The sequence below is a fragment of the Pseudomonas azotoformans genome (assembly GCF_001579805.1).
Lineage (GTDB): Bacteria > Pseudomonadota > Gammaproteobacteria > Pseudomonadales > Pseudomonadaceae > Aquipseudomonas > Aquipseudomonas azotoformans_A.
On record NZ_CP014546.1, the window covers coordinates 3542036 to 3564020 of the forward strand.

Annotated in this window: 19 protein-coding genes and 4 tRNA genes; 14 read left to right on the top strand and 9 right to left on the bottom strand. The window is 60.4% G+C overall.

All coding sequences use genetic code 11. The annotated features are described in order from the left end of the window. Positions 1 to 60 precede the first annotated feature (60 nt). The gene (locus AYR47_RS16560; protein ID WP_061435939.1) at positions 61 to 1005 is read left to right on the top strand and encodes a LysR family transcriptional regulator; all 945 of its coding nucleotides are present in this window, start codon (positions 61 to 63) and stop codon (positions 1003 to 1005) included. On the opposite strand, the gene AYR47_RS16565 is transcribed toward AYR47_RS16560, so the two are convergent. Both AYR47_RS16565 and AYR47_RS16570 read right to left on the bottom strand, forming a co-directional pair. After that, positions 1006 to 1413, bottom strand: a complete 408-nt coding sequence (locus tag AYR47_RS16565) for a PA2817 family protein (protein WP_016979513.1) — start codon at positions 1411 to 1413, stop codon at positions 1006 to 1008. A 75-nt stretch (positions 1414 to 1488) separates the two neighbouring features. Beyond that, entirely contained in the window at positions 1489 to 3936 is a 2448-nt protein-coding gene (locus tag AYR47_RS16570) for an acyl-CoA dehydrogenase (protein WP_033897675.1), read from the bottom strand. A 158-nt stretch (positions 3937 to 4094) separates the two neighbouring features. On the opposite strand from AYR47_RS16570, the gene AYR47_RS16575 reads away from it, so the two are divergent. The 4 genes from AYR47_RS16575 to AYR47_RS16590 all read left to right on the top strand — a co-directional run bounded on the left by AYR47_RS16575 (position 4095) and on the right by AYR47_RS16590 (position 7272). After that, on the top strand, positions 4095 to 4754 hold the full coding sequence (locus AYR47_RS16575; protein ID WP_033897676.1) for a transglutaminase-like domain-containing protein: 660 nt from the start codon (positions 4095 to 4097) through the stop codon (positions 4752 to 4754). Between the two features lie 57 nt (positions 4755 to 4811). Next, positions 4812 to 5429: a glutathione S-transferase family protein gene (locus tag AYR47_RS16580; protein ID WP_061449433.1), complete on the top strand. Its 618-nt coding sequence runs from the start codon at positions 4812 to 4814 to the stop codon at positions 5427 to 5429. A 134-nt stretch (positions 5430 to 5563) separates the two neighbouring features. Next, positions 5564 to 6496 (top strand): ABC transporter ATP-binding protein, encoded by a 933-nt coding sequence (locus AYR47_RS16585; protein ID WP_017737219.1) that lies wholly within the window; start codon positions 5564 to 5566, stop codon positions 6494 to 6496. Then, complete coding sequence (locus AYR47_RS16590; protein WP_012723134.1) at positions 6493 to 7272, top strand: ABC transporter permease; 780 nt, start codon at positions 6493 to 6495, stop codon at positions 7270 to 7272. Before AYR47_RS16585 ends, AYR47_RS16590 begins: the two co-directional genes overlap by 4 nt. 45 nt (positions 7273 to 7317) lie before the next feature. Here AYR47_RS16590 and AYR47_RS16595 read toward each other — a convergent pair whose 3' ends face one another. Further along, positions 7318 to 7866, bottom strand: a complete 549-nt coding sequence (locus tag AYR47_RS16595) for a TetR/AcrR family transcriptional regulator (protein ID WP_033897677.1) — start codon at positions 7864 to 7866, stop codon at positions 7318 to 7320. Positions 7867 to 7957: 91 nt separating this feature from the next. On the opposite strand from AYR47_RS16595, the gene AYR47_RS16600 reads away from it, so the two are divergent. The 4 genes from AYR47_RS16600 (at position 7958) to AYR47_RS16615 (ending at position 12706) form a co-directional block, all read left to right on the top strand. Further along, a complete protein-coding gene (locus tag AYR47_RS16600; RefSeq protein WP_061435941.1) occupies positions 7958 to 9151 on the top strand; it encodes an MFS transporter in 1194 nt (397 codons plus the stop codon). Between the two features lie 45 nt (positions 9152 to 9196). Next, the gene (locus AYR47_RS16605) at positions 9197 to 9508 is read left to right on the top strand and encodes a cupin domain-containing protein (protein ID WP_033897679.1); all 312 of its coding nucleotides are present in this window, start codon (positions 9197 to 9199) and stop codon (positions 9506 to 9508) included. 107 nt (positions 9509 to 9615) lie between these two features. Then, positions 9616 to 10764, top strand: a complete 1149-nt coding sequence (locus AYR47_RS16610; protein WP_033897680.1) for a TDT family transporter — start codon at positions 9616 to 9618, stop codon at positions 10762 to 10764. 67 nt (positions 10765 to 10831) lie between these two features. Next, entirely contained in the window at positions 10832 to 12706 is a 1875-nt protein-coding gene (locus tag AYR47_RS16615) for an MFS transporter (RefSeq protein WP_061435943.1), read from the top strand. Positions 12707 to 12757: 51 nt separating this feature from the next. Here AYR47_RS16615 and sugE read toward each other — a convergent pair whose 3' ends face one another. The 3 genes from sugE to rdgC all read right to left on the bottom strand — a co-directional run bounded on the left by sugE (position 12758) and on the right by rdgC (position 15223). Continuing rightward, positions 12758 to 13072: a quaternary ammonium compound efflux SMR transporter SugE gene (gene sugE / locus AYR47_RS16620; protein WP_010211634.1), complete on the bottom strand. Its 315-nt coding sequence runs from the start codon at positions 13070 to 13072 to the stop codon at positions 12758 to 12760. 105 nt (positions 13073 to 13177) lie between these two features. Beyond that, positions 13178 to 14143 carry a bile acid:sodium symporter family protein gene (locus tag AYR47_RS16625; protein WP_061435945.1) on the bottom strand — a complete coding sequence of 322 codons (966 nt, stop codon included), beginning with the start codon at positions 14141 to 14143 and terminating at the stop codon, positions 13178 to 13180. A gap of 159 nt (positions 14144 to 14302) precedes the next feature. After that, entirely contained in the window at positions 14303 to 15223 is a 921-nt protein-coding gene (rdgC, locus tag AYR47_RS16630; protein WP_010211632.1) for a recombination-associated protein RdgC, read from the bottom strand. Positions 15224 to 15382: 159 nt separating this feature from the next. Between rdgC and AYR47_RS16635 the strand changes: the two genes are divergently transcribed. Together AYR47_RS16635 and AYR47_RS16640 are read left to right on the top strand one after the other, a co-directional pair. Beyond that, positions 15383 to 15458: transfer RNA gene (locus tag AYR47_RS16635), tRNA-Val, on the top strand. Between the two features lie 19 nt (positions 15459 to 15477). Further along, positions 15478 to 15554, top strand: a tRNA-Asp gene (locus AYR47_RS16640). A 142-nt stretch (positions 15555 to 15696) separates the two neighbouring features. Here AYR47_RS16640 and AYR47_RS16645 read toward each other — a convergent pair. The 3 genes from AYR47_RS16645 to AYR47_RS16655 all read right to left on the bottom strand — a co-directional run bounded on the left by AYR47_RS16645 (position 15697) and on the right by AYR47_RS16655 (position 19704). Next, the gene (locus AYR47_RS16645) at positions 15697 to 18129 is read right to left on the bottom strand and encodes a TonB-dependent siderophore receptor (RefSeq protein WP_061435947.1); all 2433 of its coding nucleotides are present in this window, start codon (positions 18127 to 18129) and stop codon (positions 15697 to 15699) included. Between the two features lie 78 nt (positions 18130 to 18207). After that, positions 18208 to 19179, bottom strand: a complete 972-nt coding sequence (locus AYR47_RS16650) for a FecR family protein (protein WP_061435949.1) — start codon at positions 19177 to 19179, stop codon at positions 18208 to 18210. 6 nt (positions 19180 to 19185) lie between these two features. Next, on the bottom strand, positions 19186 to 19704 hold the full coding sequence (locus AYR47_RS16655; RefSeq protein ID WP_061435950.1) for a sigma-70 family RNA polymerase sigma factor: 519 nt from the start codon (positions 19702 to 19704) through the stop codon (positions 19186 to 19188). A 200-nt stretch (positions 19705 to 19904) separates the two neighbouring features. On the opposite strand from AYR47_RS16655, the gene AYR47_RS16660 reads away from it, so the two are divergent. From AYR47_RS16660 to AYR47_RS16670, 3 genes are all read left to right on the top strand, one after another. After that, positions 19905 to 19980: transfer RNA gene (locus AYR47_RS16660), tRNA-Val, on the top strand. Positions 19981 to 19999: 19 nt separating this feature from the next. Next, positions 20000 to 20076: transfer RNA gene (locus AYR47_RS16665), tRNA-Asp, on the top strand. Between the two features lie 304 nt (positions 20077 to 20380). Next, entirely contained in the window at positions 20381 to 21964 is a 1584-nt protein-coding gene (locus AYR47_RS16670; protein WP_061435951.1) for a BCCT family transporter, read from the top strand. Positions 21965 to 21985 lie beyond the last annotated feature (21 nt).

Consider the following 21985-nt stretch of genomic DNA (forward strand, 5'->3'; position numbering starts at 1 on the left):
CAGTATAAATAGTGCGTGGATAGGTGATAATCCGCTCAATTATCAATGGACCTGTGCACCATGAGCATCAATCTTCCTTTGCCGCTGCTGGGCGAAATGGCGATTTTCGTCAAAGTGGTGGAAACCGGCAGTTTCTCCGAAGCCGCCCGGCAGATGGGCGCTTCGCCTTCTTCGGTGAGCCGCAGTATCTCGCGTCTGGAAAAAGCTTTGGCTACGCGCTTGTTGCAACGCACCACGCGCAAGTTGCGCTTGAGTGAAGGCGGGGAAGAGGTGTTCAAGCGTTGCCAGGAGATGGTCAGCGCGGCGCGCTCGGTGATGGAGATCAGCGGCCAGTTCACCCATGAAGCCGAAGGTTTGGTGCGGGTCAGCGTGCCCAAAGCGGTAGGGCGGTTTGTGGTGCATCCGCATATGCCGGAGTTTCTACGGCGGTATCCCAAGGTGGATGTGCAGTTGATCCTGGAGGATCGGCAGGTGGACATGATTGATGACAATGTCGACCTGAGTATCCGCATCACTGACAGCCCACCGCCGGGGTTGGTGGGGCGGCAGTTATTGCCCATCGAGCATCTGTTGTGCGCGACGCCGCAGTACTTGGCTGAACACGGGACGCCGGAGCACCCCCATGATCTGCTGGCGCACAGTTGCATCTACCTCGGGGAGACACCCGGAGACTCGCGCTGGAAATTCCGCCAGGCCGGCAAGGCGGTGACGGTGGCGGTGCGCGGGCGTTATGCGGCGAACCACACCGGGGTTCGGCTGGATGCGGTGTTGCAGCACGTGGGGATTGGCAGTTTGCCGTACTTCACGGCGCGGCATGCGTTGGAGGAGGGGCGGTTGGTGCAGGTGTTGCCGGAGTGGGATTTTATTGCGTCCTACCATGGCGAGGCGTGGTTGCTGCATTCGCCCACGCGGTACTTGCCGCCGAAGTTGCGGGTGTTTATTGATTATCTGGTGGCGTGCATGGCGAAGGAGCCGACATTGCGTCGGCCCATTCCTGGTCGCTGATCAGTGCTTGCTCTGGTCAACCGGCATGGCCAGCAGCTGCTTTTCCTGGTTCCAGTCGAACGGTTCGTCGTTCTGTTCGGCTTCGAAGCGACGTTCTTCCAGGGCCTGGTACAGGTCCAGTTCTTCGTCGGGCATGAAGTGCAGGCAGTCACCGCCAAAGAACCACAGCAGGTCGCGCGGCACCAGGTGGGCGATTTGCGGGTAGCGCAGGATGACCTGGCTCATCAGGTCCTGGCCCAGGTACTGGCTTTCGATCGGGTCGATCGGCAGCAGGGCGCGCAATTCGTCGAAGCGCTCCAGGAACAATGAATGGCTTTCCTCGGGCACCTGTTCGGCTTCGCCGACGGCAACCAGGATGCTGCGCAGGTGGTCGAGCAAGACGAGATGATCGGCAACGACGTTGGACACGAGATAAGTCCTCTAAAGCAAAAACGGGCGCGAGAGTATATAGCTCTCGCGCCCGTATTTATATGACCGCTCGACTCAGCGGACTTTACCCTCGGCCTGGGTCAGCTCTTCCTTGCTGAAATCATCCACGTCGATCACCTTGCGCCGCGCTGCTTCGGCGTCACGCAGGGTTTGCGCCTCGGCCGGTTGCAAGACGCCTGCGTGCAGCGCCGCGTCGATGGCATGCTCCCCGGCGCTCGGTTTGACCTGGCCGCTTTTGAGCGCGGTGTGCAGTTTTTTCTGCAGCGGATGGCTGGCGCCGAGCAGGTCGTAGGCATGTTGCAAGGCGCCTACCGGATCTTCCGCCGATTGCGGGCGATAGCAGCCGGCCAGCAACTCTTCCAGGGTCGGGTCACCCTTGGCACGGCCGATCACTGCGGCCACTTCGGCATCCAGCGCATCCGACGGCCCGGTATGGCGACGGCCGAACGGGAACACGATCAACCGCAGCAGGCAGCCCAGTACCTTGTTCGGGAAGTTGCTCAGCAGTTCATCCAGCGCACGCTCCGATTCGCCAAGGCTTTCTTCCATGGCCCAGGCGAACAGGGGTTCCAGATGATCCGGCGAATCCAGGTCGTGATAACGCTTGAGGGCGGCTGACGCCAGGTACATATGGCTCAATACATCACCCAGGCGTGCCGACAGGCGTTCGCGACGCTTCAACTCGCCACCCAGCAGCATCATGCTCAGGTCAGCCAGCAGCGCGAACGCGGCCGCCTGGCGGTTGAGTGCGCGGAAGTACCCCTGGCTCAAGCGGTTGCCTGGGGCCTTCTCGAAATGACCGACACCGAGGTTCAGCACCAACGTACTGGCGGCGTTGCTCACGGCGAAACCGATGTGTTGCATCAGCAGCCCGTCGAACTCCTTCAGCGCCTGGTCATGGTCTTCGCGACCGGCCAGGGCCATTTCCTTGAGTACGAACGGATGGCAGCGGATCGCGCCCTGGCCGAAGATCATCAGGTTGCGCGACAGGATGTTCGCGCCTTCCACCGTGATAAAGATCGGCGCACCTTGCCAGTTGCGACCCAGGTAATTGTTCGGGCCCATGATGATGCCTTTGCCACCGTGCACGTCCATGGCGTGGCTGATACACTCGCGGCCACGTTCGGTAAGGTGGTACTTGAGGATCGCCGACAGCACCGAGGGTTTCTCTCCCAGGTCCACGGCGTTGGCGGTGAGCATGCGTGCGCTGTCCATCAGCCAGGCGTTGCCGCCGATCCGTGCCAAAGCTTCCTGGATGCCCTCGAAGGCCGACAGCGGCACATTGAATTGTTCGCGCACCTGGGCGTATTGGCCGGTCACCAGGCTGGTGAACTTGGCCGCGCCAGTGCCGACCGCAGGCAGGGAGATCGAACGGCCCACGGAGAGGCAGTTCATCAACATCATCCAGCCTTTACCGAGCATTTCCTGGCCGCCGATCAGGAACTCAAGCGGGATGAAGACATCCTTGCCGGAGTTGGGGCCGTTCATGAAAGCGGCGCCCAGAGGCAGGTGGCGACGGCCGATTTCTACGCCGGGGGTATCGGTGGGGATCAGCGCCAGGCTGATGCCCAGGTCTTCTTCTTCACCCAGCAGGTGGTCCGGGTCATGGGCCTTGAAGGCCAGACCGAGCAGGGTCGCGACCGGGCCGAGGGTGATGTAGCGTTTTTCCCAGTTGAGGCGCAGGCCGAGGGTTTCCTTGCCTTCCCATTCACCTTTGCAGATAACGCCGGTGTCGGGCATGGCGCCTGCATCGGAGCCGGCCAGTGGGCCCGTCAATGCGAAGCAGGGGATGTCATCGCCACGGGCCAGGCGCGGCAGGTAGTGGTTGCGTTGTTCTTCGGTGCCGTAGTGCAGCAGCAGTTCGGCGGGGCCAAGGGAGTTGGGCACCATCACGGTGGAGGCCAGGTCACCGCTGCGGGTGGCGAGTTTCATCGCAACCTGGGAATGCGCGTAGGCAGAGAAGCCCTTGCCGCCATATTCCTTGGGGATGATCAGGGCGAAGAAGCCATGGGTCTTGATGTGCTCCCAGGCCGCGGGCGGCAGGTCCATGGCCTGGCCGATTTCCCAGTCGCTGACCATGGCGCAGAGTTCTTCGGTCGGGCCGTCGATAAACGCCTGTTCTTCTTCGGTCAGCTGGGCCTTGGGGTAGGCCAGCAACTTGTCCCAGTCCGGGCGACCGCTGAAGAGTTCGCCGTCCCACCACACGGTGCCGGCGTCGATGGCGTCGCGCTCGGTCTCGGACATCGGCGGCAGGACTTTCTGGAACCAGCTGAACAGTGGCTTGGTGAAGTATTGGCGGCGCAGGTCGGGCAGCAGCAGGGGCGCGGCCACCACGGCGATCAACACCCAGAAGATCAGCAGCAGCCAACCCGGTGCGTGGCTCCAGGCGCCCATCGCCAGCAGGTAGACGGCAACCACGCCGAGGGCGGGCAGGGGCGCGACGCGGCGGTGTGCGAGGTAGGCAATGCCGACCACCAGCACCAGTATCCACAACAACAGCATATTCAATCCTCCGTGAAACCAGGGGCGAAACCACCAGGGAGCTTAGTCGGCATCCGAACAAGCGGGGTGATCAGGGTGTAACGAGATTTGGCCGATTCGTCGTTATCTCCCCGGCAGGCCTGTGGTTAGACTCCAAGCTTCCTTCGGAGATAAAGCTCATGGATACCTACCTGAGTCCCAGCCGCTTCATCGATAGTGACCACCCTGCGGTGGTGGAGTTCGCCGAAAAACACCGTGGAACCCGTAGGGATTTTAGTGACCAGTCAGTCAGCCTCTACTACGCCGTGCGTGAGGCGATTCGCTATAACCCCTACACCTTTAGCCGCGATCCAGACACATTGAGTGCCAGCTTCGCCCTGGCCGCCGGCGAAAGCTATTGCGTGCCCAAGGCCACGTTACTTGCCGCCTGCGCCCGCCATTGCGGGATCCCGGCGCGCATCGGCCTGGCGGATGTGCGCAATCATCTGTCGACGCCGCGTCTGATCGCGCTGCTCAAGAGTGATGTTTTCGCCATGCACGGCTATACCGAGCTTTACCTGAATGATCGCTGGGTCAAGGCCACGCCTGCGTTCAACCAGCAACTGTGCGATGTATTCGATGTGCCGCCGCTGGAGTTCGACGGCCTTCACGACAGCGTTTTCCACGCGTTCAACCGCCAAGGCCAGCGTTCGATGGAATACGTGGTCGACCACGGGCAATTTCCTGACGTGCCCGAGGCCTTTTTCTTCGCCCATATTCAGCAGTCTTACCCGCATCTGTTTGCCGACGACCTGCCGCCGTTACTCGGCGACATGCAGAGCGATTTGAGCCGCGCGTGAACCGGCGTATGCTGCTGCCTTCATCCAGCCATGTTCATCCACAAGAAAGGCGCGGTCATGCTGAAAATCTGGGGTCGTAAAAATTCATCAAACGTCAGGAAGGCACTGTGGTGCGCCGAGGAACTCGGCCTGGACTATGAAGCAATTGATGCGGGCGGGGCTTTTGGTGTGGTCGACACGCCGCAATATCGGGCATTGAACCCCAACGGCCGGGTGCCGATGATCGAAGACGGCGACTTCGTGTTGTGGGAGTCCAATACCATCGTGCGCTACCTCTGCGCCAAGCAGGCGTCCAGCTGGTATCCGACCGAGGTGAAAGCCCGGGCCAACGCTGAAAAGTGGATGGATTGGACCACGTCGACTTTCGCCGAACCGTTCAAGATTGTGTTCTGGGGCGTGCTGCGCACCCCGGCGGACAAACAGAACTGGGACAACATCCACGCCGGTCGCCAGGCCTGTATTGATGTGCTCAAGACCGTTGATGAAGCGCTGGCTACACAGCCGTATCTGTCGGGCGACGAGATCGGCATGGGCGATATTCCCCTGGGCAGCTTTATCTACGCCTGGTTCGAAATGCCCATCGAACGGCCTGCGATGCCCCATCTAGAGGCCTGGTATGCGCGCCTGCAACAACGTCCGGCCTACCGCAAAGCGGTCATGACTGCGTTGACTTAATACCCACTATTAATACGGGTGACTGTACTTGTGCGGCGCGGGCAAGCACCATGCTTGTCATGCGCCGCCGTTGAACTACCTGGGCTGCGCCCTCATCTACTCTTTCTATTCCCTTCTTTGGTGCGTAATCCGATATGAGTTCCGCTCTGTCCATCCGGCAGCTAACCAAAACCTACGGCAACGGTTTCCAGGCCCTGAGTGGTATCGATCTGGACGTTGCCGAAGGTGACTTCTTCGCCTTGCTCGGCCCCAACGGCGCCGGCAAATCCACCACCATCGGTATCCTCTCGACCCTTGTCAACAAGACCAGCGGCACGGTGAATATCTTTGGCCATGACCTGGACAAATCCCCGGCGGCGCTCAAGCGTTCCATCGGCGTGGTGCCCCAGGAATTCAACTTCAACCAGTTCGAAAAGACCTTCGACATCGTCGTGACCCAGGCCGGTTATTACGGCATCCCGGCGAAGATCGCCAAGGAACGCGCCGAGCAGTACCTGACCCAACTGGGCCTGTGGGACAAGCGCGACGTGCCTTCGCGTTCGCTGTCTGGCGGCATGAAGCGCCGCCTGATGATCGCCCGCGCATTGGTGCATGAGCCGCGCTTGCTGATCCTTGATGAGCCCACTGCCGGCGTGGACATCGAACTGCGTCGCTCGATGTGGACTTTCCTCACCGAGCTGAACGAGAAGGGCATCACCATCATCCTCACCACCCACTACCTGGAAGAGGCTGAGCAGCTGTGCCGCAACATCGGCATCATCGACCACGGCACCATCGTCGAGAACACCAGCATGCGTAACCTGCTGGGTCAGTTGCATGTGGAAACCTTTTTGCTCGACCTGAAAAACAACCTGTCGGCGCCGCCGCAACTGCTCGGTTACCCGAGTCGCCTGGTGGACAGCCATACCCTGGAAGTGCAGGTGGACAAGGCCATGGGCATCACCGCGTTGTTCACGCAGTTGGCGACCCAGAACATCGAAGTGCTGAGCCTGCGCAACAAAACCAATCGCCTTGAGGAGTTGTTCGTGTCCCTGGTGGAGAAAAATCTGGCGAAGGTGGCGGTATGAGTTCCGAACTGCAACCCAACCTCGTCGCGCTGCAAACCATCGTCTATCGCGAAGTGAAACGCTTTACCCGGATCTGGCCGCAGACCCTGCTGCCGCCGGCGATCACCATGGTCCTGTACTTCGTGATCTTCGGTAACCTGATTGGCCGCCAGATTGGCGACATGGGTGGCTTCACCTACATGGAGTACATCGTGCCGGGCCTGATCATGATGTCGGTGATCACCAACTCCTACGGCAACGTGGTCTCGAGTTTTTTCGGCAGCAAGTTCCAGCGCTCCATCGAAGAACTGATGGTGTCGCCGGTGTCACCCCATACCATCCTGATCGGCTACACCCTGGGTGGTGTGCTGCGTGGCTTGATGGTGGGCGTGATCGTGACCCTGCTGTCGCTGTTCTTCACCCACCTGCAGGTGCATCACCTCGGGGTCACCATTTTGGTGGTGGTACTGACGGCGACGATTTTCTCGCTGCTGGGCTTCATCAACGCCGTGTTTGCGCGCAACTTCGATGATATTTCGATCATCCCGACCTTCGTGCTGACGCCGCTGACCTACCTGGGCGGGGTGTTCTACTCCATTACCCTGCTGCCGCCGTTCTGGCAGACCGTGTCGCTGGCCAACCCGGTGCTGCACATGGTCAACGCCTTCCGCTACGGCATTCTGGGGGTGTCGGACATCAAGATCAGCGTGGCAATCACCTTCATGCTGGTGGCGACGGTGGTGCTGTACATTGGCTGCGCGAAGCTGCTGGTGAGTGGACGTGGGATGCGTACGTAAGCGACGACCCGCAATAAAAAACGGCCTCAATTGAGGCCGTTTTTTTTAGGTGCCGAGCAGGGCCAGATCGATCAGTTCATGCAGCTCTTCAACCGGCAACGGTGCGCTGGAAAACAGGCTGCGATACACCGTGGGGGCCGCGATCAGGTTCAGCAGGCGATCCAGGCTTGGCAACACGTCGACGCTGCTCTGATAGCGGTCGAGGATGACCTGCAACTGGCCCATCAGAATGTGGCTGCAGTAGTCCCTGGGATGACTGCACTGCACGTCGCGCATCATGTTGCGGCCCAGGTCGGAGCTCATTTCATCCAGGTATTGTTCGCCCCAGGCGCGCAGGTCACCGCGCAGGCTACCGGTGTTGGCCGGCTCGCTGTCCGGGCGCAGGCGCTCCAACGCCACATCGGCGAGCAGGGCGGCGAGGTCGCCCCAGCGTCGGTAGATGGTGGAGGGCGTAACGCCCGCGCGTGCAGCAATCATCGGCACGGTCACGCTGGAGCGCTCATGGGCTTCCAGCAGTTCGCGCGCGGCGTTATGCACTGATTCTTGGACCCGGGCACTGCGGCCTCCCGGGCGAAGGCCTTCTTTGATCGCCATGCACAAAACCTTAACACAAAGAATTTGCTTTAAGCGCTTTCCAGTAGCACACTCTGCAAAAGCAAAATATTAGCTTTAGCGGAGCGTGCCCATGTCCAGTACTCCTTCACACCGTGCCAACCTGGCCTTCCTGGTGGTCACGGTGTTGACCTTCCTCGCCGCGTCCAGCGCGCCGACGCCGCTGTATCAGGTGTATCAAGACAACCTGCACTTTTCGGCGGCAATGCTTACGGTGATATTCGGCGTCTACGCCGTGAGCCTGCTGGCGGCGTTGCTGACCGTCGGTTCGCTGTCGGATCACCTGGGACGCAAGCCGGTGATCTTCACCGCATTGCTGCTGAACATTCTGGCGATGCTGCTGTTTATCAACGCCGACAGCACCGCTTACCTGATCGCCGCCCGCGCGTTGCAAGGCTTTGCGACCGGCATGGCCACGGCGGTGTTGAGCGCGACGCTGCTCGATACCGATCGCCTGCGCGGCCCCATGCTCAACAGCCTGGCGCCTTTGTTGGGCATGGCCAGTGGCGGCCTGGGCAGTGGTTTGCTGGTGGAATACGCGCCCCGGCCAACCCAGCTGATTTATCTGGCGATGCTCGCCTTGATGGTGATGCAGGCACTGTATGTTTGGCGTTTACCGGAAACGGTCAGCCGGATTCCGGGTGCCTTGAAATCCCTGGCGCCGACCCTGCATGTGCCCGAACAGGCGCGCCGGGCCCTGTGGCTGGCGATGCCGTTGAATGTGGCGGTGTGGGCACTCGGCGGGTTCTTTTCCTCCCTGGCACCTTCGCTGGTGCGGGCGGCGACCGGCTCGACCTCGCACCTGATCGGCGGCGGGTTGGTGGCCGTGGTCACCTTGAGCGGTGCGGTGATGATCTACAGCCTGCGGGATCGCCCGGCGGACAAGGTCATGCGCCTGTCGGCCGTGCTGTTGGCGGTGGGCGTGGCCTTGCTGCTGGTCGCCGTGCAGAGCGCCAGCCTGGTGCTGTTCTTTGCCGCCAGTGTGATCGCCGGCTTCGGCTTTGGCGGCGGATTCATGGGCAGTGTCCGCAGCATTGTGGGCCTGGCGTTGCCTCACGAACGGGCTGGATTGATGTCGGCTTTCTACGTGCTGAGCTACCTGGCGTTCTGCTTGCCGGCGCTGCTGGCGGGTAACTTGAGCCACGTGTATGGCCTGATCGTGACCACGGATGGCTACGGCGCGGTGCTGATCCTGTTGGCCCTGGGGGCGCTGGTCGGTCTGCTGATGCAGGATTCGGCACGGGCCAGGGCGACGACAGGCGGCTGATGGGTAATAATCGGTGCCTCGTATTCGCCTGACCGAGAGGCAAGCATGAAGATCATCCGCAGCAAGGACTTCACCGGCAGCCGGGCCTGGGAGGCGCTGGATATCGCCAACATGAACGGCATCACCACGCGCCTGCACTGGACCGACCAGCCGTACCGCTGGCACATCAATGACGGTGAAGAAGTGTTTGTGGTGCTCGATGGCCGGGTGCAGATGCACTATCGCGACAATGGCTTCGAACAGGTGGCGGAACTGGGCGTCGGCGACATCTTCTACGCCAGCGTCGGCACCGAGCACGTGGCTCACCCTCAGGGCCCGGCGCGTATCCTGGTGATTGAAAGCGAAGGCAGTGTTTGACGCTATATTGGCAAAACAGATAACAGATAGAGATATTACCCGTTATATAGATATTCGATATGGTTCTACCATGGTCTCAACCTCAAACGAGGACGAGGATTGCCATCATGACCTGCTCGAATACCATCAGCTACAAACCCTTCAGTCACTTGACCCGTCCACGGGAAGTGATCCGCCAGTTCACCCCGAACTGGTTTGCCGCCACCATGGGCACCGGCGTGCTTGCGTTGGCGTTGGCGCAACTGCCGTTCAATTTGCCTGGCTTGCACGCGATTGCCGAAGCGCTGTGGTTGTTCACCATCGGCCTGTTTGTGCTGTTCAGCGGGTTGTACGCGGCGCGCTGGGTGATGTTTTTCCATGAAGCGCGGCGAATTTTCGGACACTCCACGGTGTCGATGTTCTTCGGAACAATTCCCATGGGGCTGGCGACCATTCTCAATGGCCTGCTGTTGTTCGGCCTGCCGCGTTGGGGCAGCGACGTGATCCCTCTGGCTGAAGCGCTGTGGTGGCTGGATGTGGCCATGGCGCTGGCCTGCGGTGTGCTGATCCCGTTCATGATGTTCACCCGCCAGGAACACAGCATCGACCAGATGACCGCCGTCTGGCTATTGCCGGTGGTGGCTGCCGAAGTCGCCGCCGCCAGCGGTGGCCTGCTCGCACCACACCTGGCAGATGCTCATTCGCAACTGGTGATGCTGGTGACCAGCTACGTGCTGTGGGCGTTTTCCCTGCCGGTGGCGTTCAGCATCCTCACTATCCTGATGCTGCGCATGGCCCTGCATAAACTGCCTCATGCCAATATGGCCGCGTCGAGCTGGCTGGCGTTGGGCCCCATTGGCACCGGTGCGCTGGGCATGCTGTTGCTGGGCGGCGATGCTCCGGCGATTTTCGCGGCCAATGGTTTGCCGGGTGTCGGCGAAATGGCCAACGGCCTGGGGCTGGTGGCGGGCATTACTCTGTGGGGCTTCGGTCTGTGGTGGATGCTGATCGCGGTCTTGATCACCCTGCGTTACCTGCGCGCCGGTATTCCGTTCAACCTGGGGTGGTGGGGCTTTACCTTCCCATTGGGTGTGTACGCCCTGGCCACATTGAAGCTGGCGAGCCTGTTGCACCTGGGTTTCTTCAGCGTATTCGGCAGTGTGCTGGTGGTGGCATTGGCGCTGATGTGGCTGATCGTGGCCAAGCGCACGGTGCAGGGGGCTTATAAAGGTGAGCTTTTTGTTTCGCCTTGCATTGCGGGACTAGGGAATAAGTAAGCCGGATTAGGTAAAGTCGTGGCCTGAATGCTTTTACAAAAAAATAGGCCACGCAGGAACACGGACGATGAGCCACCCCTCGCAATTCACTTTGCTGCGCACACGGCGTTTCCTGCCGTTTTTCATCACCCAGTTGCTGGGCGCGTTCAACGACAACATCTTCAAGCAATCGCTGATCCTCGCCATTCTCTACAAGCTCACCATCGACGGTGACCGCTCGATCTGGGTCAACCTCTGTGCCTTGCTGTTTATCCTGCCATTCTTCCTGTTTTCAGCCCTGGCCGGGCAGTTTGGCGAGAAATTCAACAAGGACGCGTTGATCCGCGCGATCAAGATCGGCGAGATCGTGATCATGGCCGTGGGGGCGACGGGCTTCCTCACCAATCACCTGGAACTGATGCTGCTGGCGCTGTTTGCCATGGGCACCCACTCGGCGCTGTTCGGGCCGGTGAAGTACTCGATCATGCCTCAGGCTTTGCACGAAGATGAGTTGGTGGGCGGTAACGGCCTGGTGGAGATGGGCACGTTCCTGGCGATCCTGGCCGGCACCATTGGCGCCGGGATCATGATGTCGTCCACCCATTACGCGCCGGTGGTGTCCGTAGCGATCGTCGGCGTGGCGGTGCTGGGTTACCTGGCCAGCCGCAGCATTCCACGGGCGGCGGCGTCGACCCCTGGGTTGCGCCTGAACTGGAACATCTTCAGCGAGTCCTGGGCCACCTTGCGTCTGGGGCTGGGGCAGACGCCCGCCGTTTCGCGTTCCATCGTTGGTAACTCGTGGTTCTGGTTCGTCGGTGCGATCTACCTGACGCAGATCCCGGCCTACGCCAAGGAATGGTTGTACGGCGACGAAACCGTGGTGACGCTGATCCTCACCGTGTTCTCGGTGGGTATCGCGCTCGGCTCGATGCTCTGCGAAAAACTCTCCGGGCGTAAGGTGGAAATCGGCCTGGTGCCGTTCGGTTCATTCGGCCTGACCGTGTTTGGCCTGCTGCTGTGGTGGCACTCTGGCGGCTTCCCGCAGAACGTGCAGGCCAACGACTGGCTCGCCGTGCTCAGCTACGGCCAGGCCTGGTGGGTGCTGTTCGATATCCTTGGCCTGGGCGTGTTTGGCGGCTTTTATATCGTGCCGCTGTATGCGCTGATTCAGTCGCGGACCGCCGAGAATGAGCGCGCGCGGGTGATTGCGGCCAACAACATCCTCAATGCACTGTTCATGGTGGTCTCGGCCATCGTGTCGATCCTGTTGCAGAGTGTGGCCAAGCTGTCGATACCCGAGTTGTTCCTGGTGGTGTCGCTGCTCAACATCGCGGTCAACACCTACATCTTCAAGATCGTCCCCGAGTTCACCATGCGTTTCATGATCTGGCTGCTCAGCCATTCCATGTACCGCGTGGAGCACCGCAACCTGGAGGCGATCCCGGATGAAGGCGCGGCGTTGCTGGTGTGCAACCACGTGTCGTTTGTCGATGCGCTGTTGATCGGCGGCGCGGTGCGTCGGCCGATTCGCTTTGTCACGTACTACAAGATCTACCGTTTGCCGGTGCTGAACTTTATCTTCCGCACCGCCGGGGCGATTCCGATTGCCGGGCGCCATGAAGATATCCAGATCTACGAAAAGGCCTTCACGCGGATTGCGCAGTACCTGAAGGACGGTGAGTTGGTGTGCATCTTCCCTGAGGGCAAGCTGACCGCCGATGGTGAGATGAATGAGTTTCGCGGGGGCGTGACGCGGATTCTGGAAGAGACGGCGGTGCCGGTGATTCCAATGGCGTTGCAGGGGTTGTGGGGGAGTTTCTTCAGTCGCGATCCGAAGAAGGGCTTCTTCCATCGCATATGGTCGCGGGTGGTATTGGTGGCGGGTGAGCCGGTGGCGGCAGACGCTGCCACTCCCGCGCAGCTACAGGAAAAAGTCACCCAGCTACGCGGCACTGTTCTGTAGGCGCCCGGCTTGCCGGCGATGGCGATTTTCAGGCCGCCATCGCCCGCAGGGTTATGTGGAGATTTTCAGGCCAATCAGCCCACAAATGATCAGCGCCACGCTGGCCAGCCGGAACAACGCCATGGACTCCCCAAACAGGATGATCCCGGCAATCACGGTGCCCACGGCGCCCACGCCAGTCCAGATGGCATAGGCCGTGCCCAGCGGCAGTTCCTTCATGGCCAGCCCCAGCAGGCCGAGGCTGACGGCCATGGCGGCAATCGTCAGAGCCGTGGGCAAAGGCTTGCTGAAACCATCGGTGTACTTCAGTCCGACGGCCCAGCCGACTTCAAACAAACCCGCGAAAAACAGAATGATCCAGGACATGATGACCTCCTAACGTTAGGTGGGGTCGTCCCCGGATTAGCCGCTTGAAGTGTCGCGGGGTCGTCCCCGCGCAGCTCGGTAGAGTGCCGAAAAGTGCTCGGCTGATCAAGTTTGCGGGGTGTTCTCCAGCACGCGACGGTCTTCCTTTTCGCTCATGCGGCGGAAGTAGGTCGACAGCAACGCCCCGGAAATATTGTGCCAGACGCTGAACAACGCACTCGGCACTGCCGCCAATGGCGAAAAGTGCGCGCTGGCCAAGGCGGCGCCCAGCCCGGAGTTCTGCATGCCCACTTCCAGCGCCAGCGACTTGCGCTGTGCCAATGGCAGCTTGAACACGCGGCCGGTGAAGTAACCCAGCAGGTAACCAAAGCTGTTGTGCAGCATCACCACCGCCATGATCAACAGACCCGACTCGGCAATCTTCGCCTGGCTCGCCGCTACCACCGCCGCGACGATGATCACGATGCTCACCACCGACACCAGCGGCAACACATCCACCGCATGGCGTACCCGTTCACCGAGCAGACGTTGCGCCAGTACGCCGAGCACGATCGGCAGCAGCACCACTTGCAGGATCGACCAGAACAATTCCATGAACGACACCGGCAGCCAGGCCGACGCCAGCAGCCAAATAAGCGCCGGGGTGAGCAGCGGGGCGAGGAGGGTGGTGATGGCGGCGATGGCCACCGACAGCGCCAGGTCGCCACGGGCCAACCAGGTCATCACGTTGGATGAGGTACCGCTTGGGCAGCAACCGACCAGGATCACACCGACGGCGATTTCCGGCGGCAGGTGGAACGCCTGGCACAGCAACCACGCCACGCCCGGCATGATCACGAAGTGCGCGACCACGCCCAGGGCCACCCGCCACGGATGGCGGGCGACCTCGGCGAAGTCATCGAGTTTGAGGGTCAGCCCCATGCCGAACATCACCAGGCCCAGCAGCGGGACAATGGCGCTTTTCAGACCGATGAACCAGTGGGGTTCGAGGAAGGCGACGACGGCGAAGATCAATACCCAGTAGGCGAAGGTATTGCCGACGAAGCGGCTCAAGGCGGCGAGTGCGCGCATGGGGATGTCCTTTTATTAGAGAGGTAGTCGGAGTGCAAACCGGATCCAAATGTGGGAGCGGGCTTGCTCGCGAATGCGGTGGATCAGTCAACATATTCAGTGACTGGCACACCGTATTCGCGAGCAAGCCCGCTCCCACAGTTTGATCTTCACAAAGCGTTAAATGCCCTGTGGTGTCTCTTCACCGCCCAGTGCTTCAACCAGCGCCGGGATGAAATCGCCGAACGTCAGCATCATCAATGTGAAGCTCGCATCCAGTTGACCCAGGGCCTCGTCGCCGCCGTCCTGTTCCGCCTGGTCTTGCAGCAGGTCTTCGAACTTCAGGCGCTTGACGGTCATCTTGTCGTCGAGCATGAAGGACAGCTTGTCCTGCCAGGCCAGGGACAATTGGGTCACGACTTTGCCGGTGGTCAGGTGCAGTTGGATCTCTTCGCCGGTCAGGTCCTGGCGCTTGCAACGCACGATGCCGCCGTCTTCGTGGGTGTCGCGCAGCTCGCATTCGTCGAGGACGAAGAAGTCATCGGCTGGCTTCTGGGTGGTGACCCAATCGGTCATGATTGCGGTGGGCGCGGTTTTCACGGTGAGTGGGCGAACCGGCAGGGTGCCGATCACTTCCCGCAGGGTCGACAGCAGGTCTTCGGCGCGTTTCGGGCTGGCCGAGTTCACCAGGATCAGGCCCTGTTTCGGCGCGATGGCGGCGAAGGTCGACGAGCGACGGATAAAGGCGCGTGGCAGGAAGGCCTGGATGATTTCATCCTTGATCTGGTCGCGTTCCTTCTTATAGACCTTGCGCATTTGCTCGGCCTCGATTTCTTCGACTTTCTCTTTCAGTGCGTCACGCACTACGCTGCCCGGCAGGATGCGTTCTTCCTTGCGCGCGGCAATCAGCAGGAAATCACCGCTGACGTGAACCAGAGGAGCGTCTTCACCTTTACCAAAAGGCGCGACGAAACCGTAAGTGGTCAATTCCTGGCTTGCGCAAGGGCGCGCCAGTTTGGTGGCCATGGCCGCTTCCAACGCCTCGGCATCAACAGGCAGATCTTGGGTCAGGCGATAGATAAGCAGGTTCTTGAACCACATGGGGTGAGTCTCTCCTTTATACAAAGGGGGGCATTATTCTCTTGATAACGTCCCAGGCCAACCCTGCCTAAGCCATTGGAAGCTATCAAAAAAAAGATTTAAGAAAGTGCTTGCCAGACTCAAGGTCGCTCCGTAGAATGCGCGCCACACCGAAACGAAGGGTGATTAGCTCAGCTGGGAGAGCGTCTGCCTTACAAGCAGAATGTCGGCGGTTCGATCCCGTCATCACCCACCATTCGCTTCATGTGTTACGCGCAGCGGTAGTTCAGTCGGTTAGAATACCGGCCTGTCACGCCGGGGGTCGCGGGTTCGAGTCCCGTCCGCTGCGCCATATTCGGTAACCTGGAACACTGAACGCCAGGTCACCACAGGAAGCCCGCTCAATGAGCGGGCTTTTTGCTGTCCGGGGTTTGCAAAAACCAAAAAACGCCGCCGATCATTTCCGATGATTGGCGGCGTTTTTTATTGGGCGATCAGAAATCCCAGCGTGTAGTGACCATGAAGTTGCGCGGCTCACCGTAGGCGGCGGAGTTATAGAAGCCGATGTTGGTGTAGTAGTGCTTGTCGAACAGGTTGTTGACGTTCAGGGTCGCTGAGAGGTTTTTAGTGACCTGATATTTGGTCATCAGGTCCACCAGCCAATAAGCGTCCTGGGAAAACTCTTCATACCCACCATGGGGTGAGTTGTAGATGTCCTGCCAGCCCACGCTTTGCCAGCGCACGCCACCGCCGACGGTCAGCTTGTCCAGGTTGCCCTTGAGTTTGTAGGTGGTGAACAGCTTGACCTGATCTTCGGGCTCGAAGGTGGAGATCTTCACGTCCTTGTCGTCGCGCACCACCTTATGGGTGTAGCCGGCCTGGAGTTGCCAGCCTGGGGCAATCTCGCCGGACATCTCCAGCTCGTAACCCTTGGTGACGGCCTTGCTGCTTTTATAGGCGTAGTTGTTCGGGATCGGTGTCTGGTTGTTGTATTCGTCGTCGGAGAGCGCGCGATTTGACTCATGGATTTCAAAGTACGCCGCGCTGGCGTTCACCCGGCCATCGAGGAAATCGGCTTTCACGCCCAGTTCCCAGTTCTGGCCTTCATCCGGTTCCAGCAGCTTGTTGTCGCGATCGCGGTTGTAGTTTTCCTGTGGCATGAAGATGTCGGTGTAACTGGCGTAGACCGCATAGGTGTCGTTGAGGTCGTACACGGCGCCGATGTACGGGACGAAACGTCCGGACTCGCGGTAATTGGGGTTGTAGCCCGTGACCTGGTAGTTGACCACGCGCCCGCCCAGCAGCAGCTTGAGGTCATCGGCGAGGTTCAGTCGCGTGGTCACGTAGGCACCGGTCTGGCGCACCGTGTCATCGGTAAGCGATTGCGCCTTGCCCCAGTCCGGTATCGTGGCGTGGCCGTGCCAGTTATTGAAGTCGACGATATTGGGGGAGAGGTTCCAGTAGCCTTTGCCTTTCCACTCCGACGCGCTGATGGAGCCACCCAGCACCAGCTCATGTTCGCGCCCGCCGAGGTTGAATGGGCCGCTGACGTACAAGTCGGCCGAGTCGCTGACGGTTTCCCCGGTGTATTTACCCGAGGTGAGTTGCGCGGTGCCATCCGGCTGCGGTTGGTCGCCCTGGATCGAGCCCATGAGCGCGTGATAGCCGTTGATCTTGTGATCCAGTTGCAGCTTGGTGACCCAGCCATTGCCCAGGTCGTGTTCGAGCATGGCAAAGACGGTTCGAGTGTATTGCTCCCAACTGCTCCAGTCCGCGGCGTTGTTGAACGAGCGCTTGACGCTGTTGCGGTCGCCCTTGGAGTTGATCAGCGGGAAACTGCCCGACCACGACGAGCCCTTCGGCAAGGTGTCCTGGTAATCGCCGCCGACGGTCAGCAGGGTATCGGGTGACAGGTCGAACTCCATGATGCCGTAGTACGTCGGGCTCTTGCGCGAGTAGTGGTCCATGAACGAATGCTTGTCCTGATAGGCCGCCACGGCGCGGCCACGCACGTTGCCGCTTTCGGTCATGGGGCCGCTGACATCCAGCTCGCTGCGGTAGTTGTCCCACGAACCGGCGCCGAGGGTTGCGTGGCCCTGGAAGTCTGCGGTGGGTTTCTTGCGCACCAGGTTGATCGTCGCGCCCAATGAGCCTGCGCCCGTGAGCAGGCCGGTGGCGCCCTTGAGCACTTCGACACGGTCGTAGATCGCCATGTCGCTCAGGGTGTTGCCCGCCGAGTAAGCGACGTTGCGTGCGGTCGAAGGGATGCCGTCGTACTGGAAGTTATTGATCGAAAAGCCTCGGGCATAGTAGTTGGTACGCTCGGTGTCGAAGGCGGAAACGGTGATGCCGGGCGTGTGGCGCATCACGTCGTCAACGTTGTTCAGGCCGAAATCATCCATGTGCTGGCGGGTGACCACGCTCACGGACTGCGGGGTTTCCTTGGGCGTCAGCACCAGCCGCGTGGAGGTCGCGATAGTGCCGGGCGTATAGGAACCGGTGCCTTCGGTGACGTTGCCCAACTGGTTGGCGGTGACGGCGGTCGGACTCAGCTCCATGGTGCCGTTGCCGGCGATGGGCGCGGGTTGCAGTGCATATCCCTGATCGCCTTTTACCGCGCGGTAGCCGCTGCCTTCCAGCAGCCGGTCGAACCCGTCCTGAATCCCGAAGTTGCCTTTGAGCCCAGGGCCTTTGAGGCCTTCCAGTTCGTGGGACTGGAACACGATGGCCACACCCGCCTGCTGGGCAAAGCGGTTGAGCGAACTGCCCAATGGCCCGGCAGGAATGTCGTAGGAGTGGGCGGCGACGCTGACGGCGTCCGCCTGGGCCAGACCGATGTGCAAGGTGCCGGTAGTGATTAGGGCCAAGGACAATGGCGCACCTTTCAGTAGCCGAAAGCGTCCGCGTGGGTAGGAAGGGGTGTGCATGGTGAAGGCAGTCCTTTATGTGTCGAATTACCTTCCTTGACGGGCAACCTCGAAAAAACCGGAAGCAAATGCGAATAATTATTTATTGGATGCTGGCTCGGGGCCAACCACGATCAGCCAGGGCGTGAAGGACTGCACCCGTATCGGCAACGTTTGCGCGAGTAATCGCAAGGCGCGGTCGCTGTTATCCAACGGGATTACGGCAGACACGCGCAGGCTTTGCAGTGCGGCGCGATCGAACTGCACACGGCCGCTGCGATGCCGGGCGATTTCATCCAGCACCTCGGGCAAGGGCTGGTTCTCCACCACCAATTGATGCCGGTGCCAGGCTTCGTTGATGCTGCTCGGGTCGACAGTGCCCGCCAAGCGGACTTCGTTCGTGTGCATCAGGGCCCGCGAACCTGCATCGACTTCCAGCGTCTGCTGGCCGTTCGCGCTTTGTGCCGCCACGCGCGACTGGAGCATGCTCAGCACCGTGACATCACCTTCGCGCTTGACCACGAACCGCGTGCCCAGTGCACGCAGGGTGCCTTGCGGCGTCTGCACGACAAATGGCCGGGTGCTGTCGTGGGCGACTTCCACCAGGATTTCGCCTTGCAACAGTTCGATACGACGCTGCTGGCCATCGAAATGCAGGTTCGCCGCGCTGATGCCATTGAGGGTCAGTGTCGAGCCGTCCGCCAGTTGCAGGGTTTGCCATTGGCTCGGGCCATTGCGCACATCGGCCATCCACTGCCGCGGATAGGGGCTGACCCACAATGCCGCTGCCGGAATCGCCAGGCTGCACGCCAATACCAGTGCGCGCACGGCGCGCTTGCTGCGACGCGGTTTCGGCTGCGCAAAGGCCGCATTCAATGCGGCACGGGCAGGGGCTTTTTTACCGCGCAGGGCCTGCATGCGCGAAACCACGGTTTCCATGCGTGCGGCGGCTGCAGCGTGATGCGGGCCTTGTTGTTTCCAGCGCTCAAACGCCTGCAACTGGGCCTCGTCCCATTCGCCATCGTGGAGGCGCAGCAGCCATTCGGCGGCTTGTTCTTCGACGTCCGACATGCTCGATCAAGTGTCCATGCTGTGGCTGCAATGCATAAGCGCCTGGATCAGGTACTTGCGCACGGTGCGTTCCGACAACTTGAGCTGCCGGGCAATCTGTTGCTGGGTCAAGTCTTCGAGGTAATACAGCACGAACGCCTGGCGCGAGTAAGTGTGCATGCCTTCCAGGATAAAGGCGATCTGTTCGAGGGCTTCAAGGGTGGTGTGGATTTGCTCCGGGGATTGGAACCCTTCAAGCGCGTCCACCGTCAATGCCAATTCTTGCAGGTAAGCCTGTTCAATCTGCCTGCGCCGCGCCTGGTCGATGAGCAGCCGCCGGGCGGTGGTGCTCAAATACGCGCGGGGTTCGCGAATGCCAGCGACGGACTCACGTGCGTTCAGGATGCGTGCAAACGTGTCCTGCGCCAGGTCGGCGGCATTCTGTCGACAGCCCAGCTTGCGTCTTAGCCAGGTGAGCAGCCAGCCATGATGCTCGCTGTAGAGCTGGGTAATTTCCCGTTGGAAGGGCGGTTCACCCACAGACATAGGCGTGGCTCAAGTGTTATTGAGAATGGTTTTTAATTGTGCAGCCAAGGGCCGGGTAAACGCAATAGACTCGCGTTTGAAGGCGTAGAAGCCCGTTTTTGCTGGGTTTTGTCGCGCCTGAGAAAATATTTCAAATAAATTGCATTTAAATCAAGACATTGCGGATTTTTGGTGTATGATGCCGCCCACACCGAAACGAAGGGTGATTAGCTCAGCTGGGAGAGCGTCTGCCTTACAAGCAGAATGTCGGCGGTTCGATCCCGTCATCACCCACCATTCGTTTTACGTGTTACGCGCAGCGGTAGTTCAGTCGGTTAGAATACCGGCCTGTCACGCCGGGGGTCGCGGGTTCGAGTCCCGTCCGCTGCGCCATATTCGGTCACCTGGAACACTGAACGCCAGGTCACCCCAAGAAGCCCGCTCATTGAGCGGGCTTTTTTTCGTCTGCAATTTATCCTCTTTGCGCACTCCCGGTGTGCACTGCCTATTCGTCTTGAACTGTACGGGTGCGTCATGACGTGGGGGAATACCCCCATGCACATTGGTTGATTGCGTCCTCGGTCGCTTAAACGTTTATCTATAGCCACGCGAAGACTTCCAGGCGGGTTACCGGCAGCAGGATGCTGCGGGGCTCGCTCTCCAACATAAAAATAGTCTGCAAGGGGAATGGCTCTCTATGAAATATCCACTGCGTCCGTTGGTGTTCTGGCCAACGTTCCTGATCCTGCTGGCGGCAGTGATCGCCAGCTACGTCGACCTGAATGCATTCCTTGCGGCCAGCAAACAGCTCAACAACTTGATCCTGAAGAACTTCTCATGGCTGTTCAGTGCCGGCTCGTTTGCCATGGTGGTGCTGACCGCGATCGTCTACTTTTCCGCGCTGGGCAAGGTGCGGATCGGCGGTGAAGACGCCCAGCCGTTGCTGAGCAAATGGCGCTGGTTCATGGTGGCGCTGTGCACCACGCTGGCGGTGGGCGTGCTGTTCTGGACCACCGCCGAGCCGCTTTACCATCTGTACGGCCCGCCCACCAGCCTGCCGATCGAGGCGGGCAGTTCGGCGGCGAAGAGTTTTGCCATGTCGACGATGTTCCTGCACTGGACCATCACGCCCTACGCCATCTACCTGGTGCCCTCGCTGGTGTTTGCGTTGGTGTTCTACAACCGTCGCAGCAACTTTTCCATCGGCGCCATGCTTGAACCGTTGCTGGGCGAAGCACGGGTCCGGCGCTATGCCGGGCTGATCGACACCCTGGCGATGTTCGCCCTGGTGGCCGGCATGGCCTCGTCCCTGGGCACCGGTGCGTTGACCCTGGCCGGTGGCCTGGCCCAGTACATCGGCGGTGAAACCACGCCGTTCCGACTGGCCATCATCATTGCAATCATCGTCATCACCTTTGTCGCCTCGGCCGCCAGCGGTCTGCAGAAAGGCATTGTGATGCTGTCTTCGTTCAACACCTGGATCATGCTGGCCCTGGGGCTGTTCGTGCTGTTGTGCGGGCCGACCCTGTACATGTTCAGCCTCGGCGTCGAGTCGCTTGGCGTGTACCTCGACACCTTCTTCAGCCGCAGCCTGTTCACCGGCGCCGCCAGTGGCGACACCTGGCCGCACAGCTGGACGGTGTTCTACTGGTCGGTGTGGTTTGCCTGGGCACCGGTCAGCGCGTTGTTCCTCGGCAAGATCGGCCGCGGCTACACGGTGCGTGAATTCATCCATATCAACATGCTGTACCCGGCGTTGTTCACGGCGGTGTGGATCTGCATCTTCTCCGGCACCAGCCTGTACTTCGATGCGCTGGGCGACGGCAGCCTCAACCGGGTGCTGAACGAGCAGGGCGTGGAGCACGTGCTGTACCAGATGTTCCAGCAACTGCCGGCGAGCGGCCTGATGATCGCGTTCCTGCTGTTCGTGGCATTCATCTCCTTTGTCACCGCCGCCGACTCCAGCACCGATGTGATCGCCAACCTGTGCAGCAAAGGTGTGACCGCCGATTCCGATCTGGACGGCAATCCGATGTTGAAGATCGTCTGGGGCGTGATCATCGGCTCGGTGTCGTGGGTGATGGTCTCATTCGTCGGCATCGACGGCGTGAAGATGCTCTCCAACCTCGGCGGCCTGCCGGGCATGATCCTGGTGTTGCTGGCCAGTACCTCGCTGATCTTCTGGTTGAAAAACCCCGCATTGCTGGATGTGAAACGCCTTCAGCGGACCCCCGAGACGGAACTGCGCGGCGCCAGCCCGGTGCCGGATTTCGCCCGCTGATCGATTGAACCGCTGTAGGAG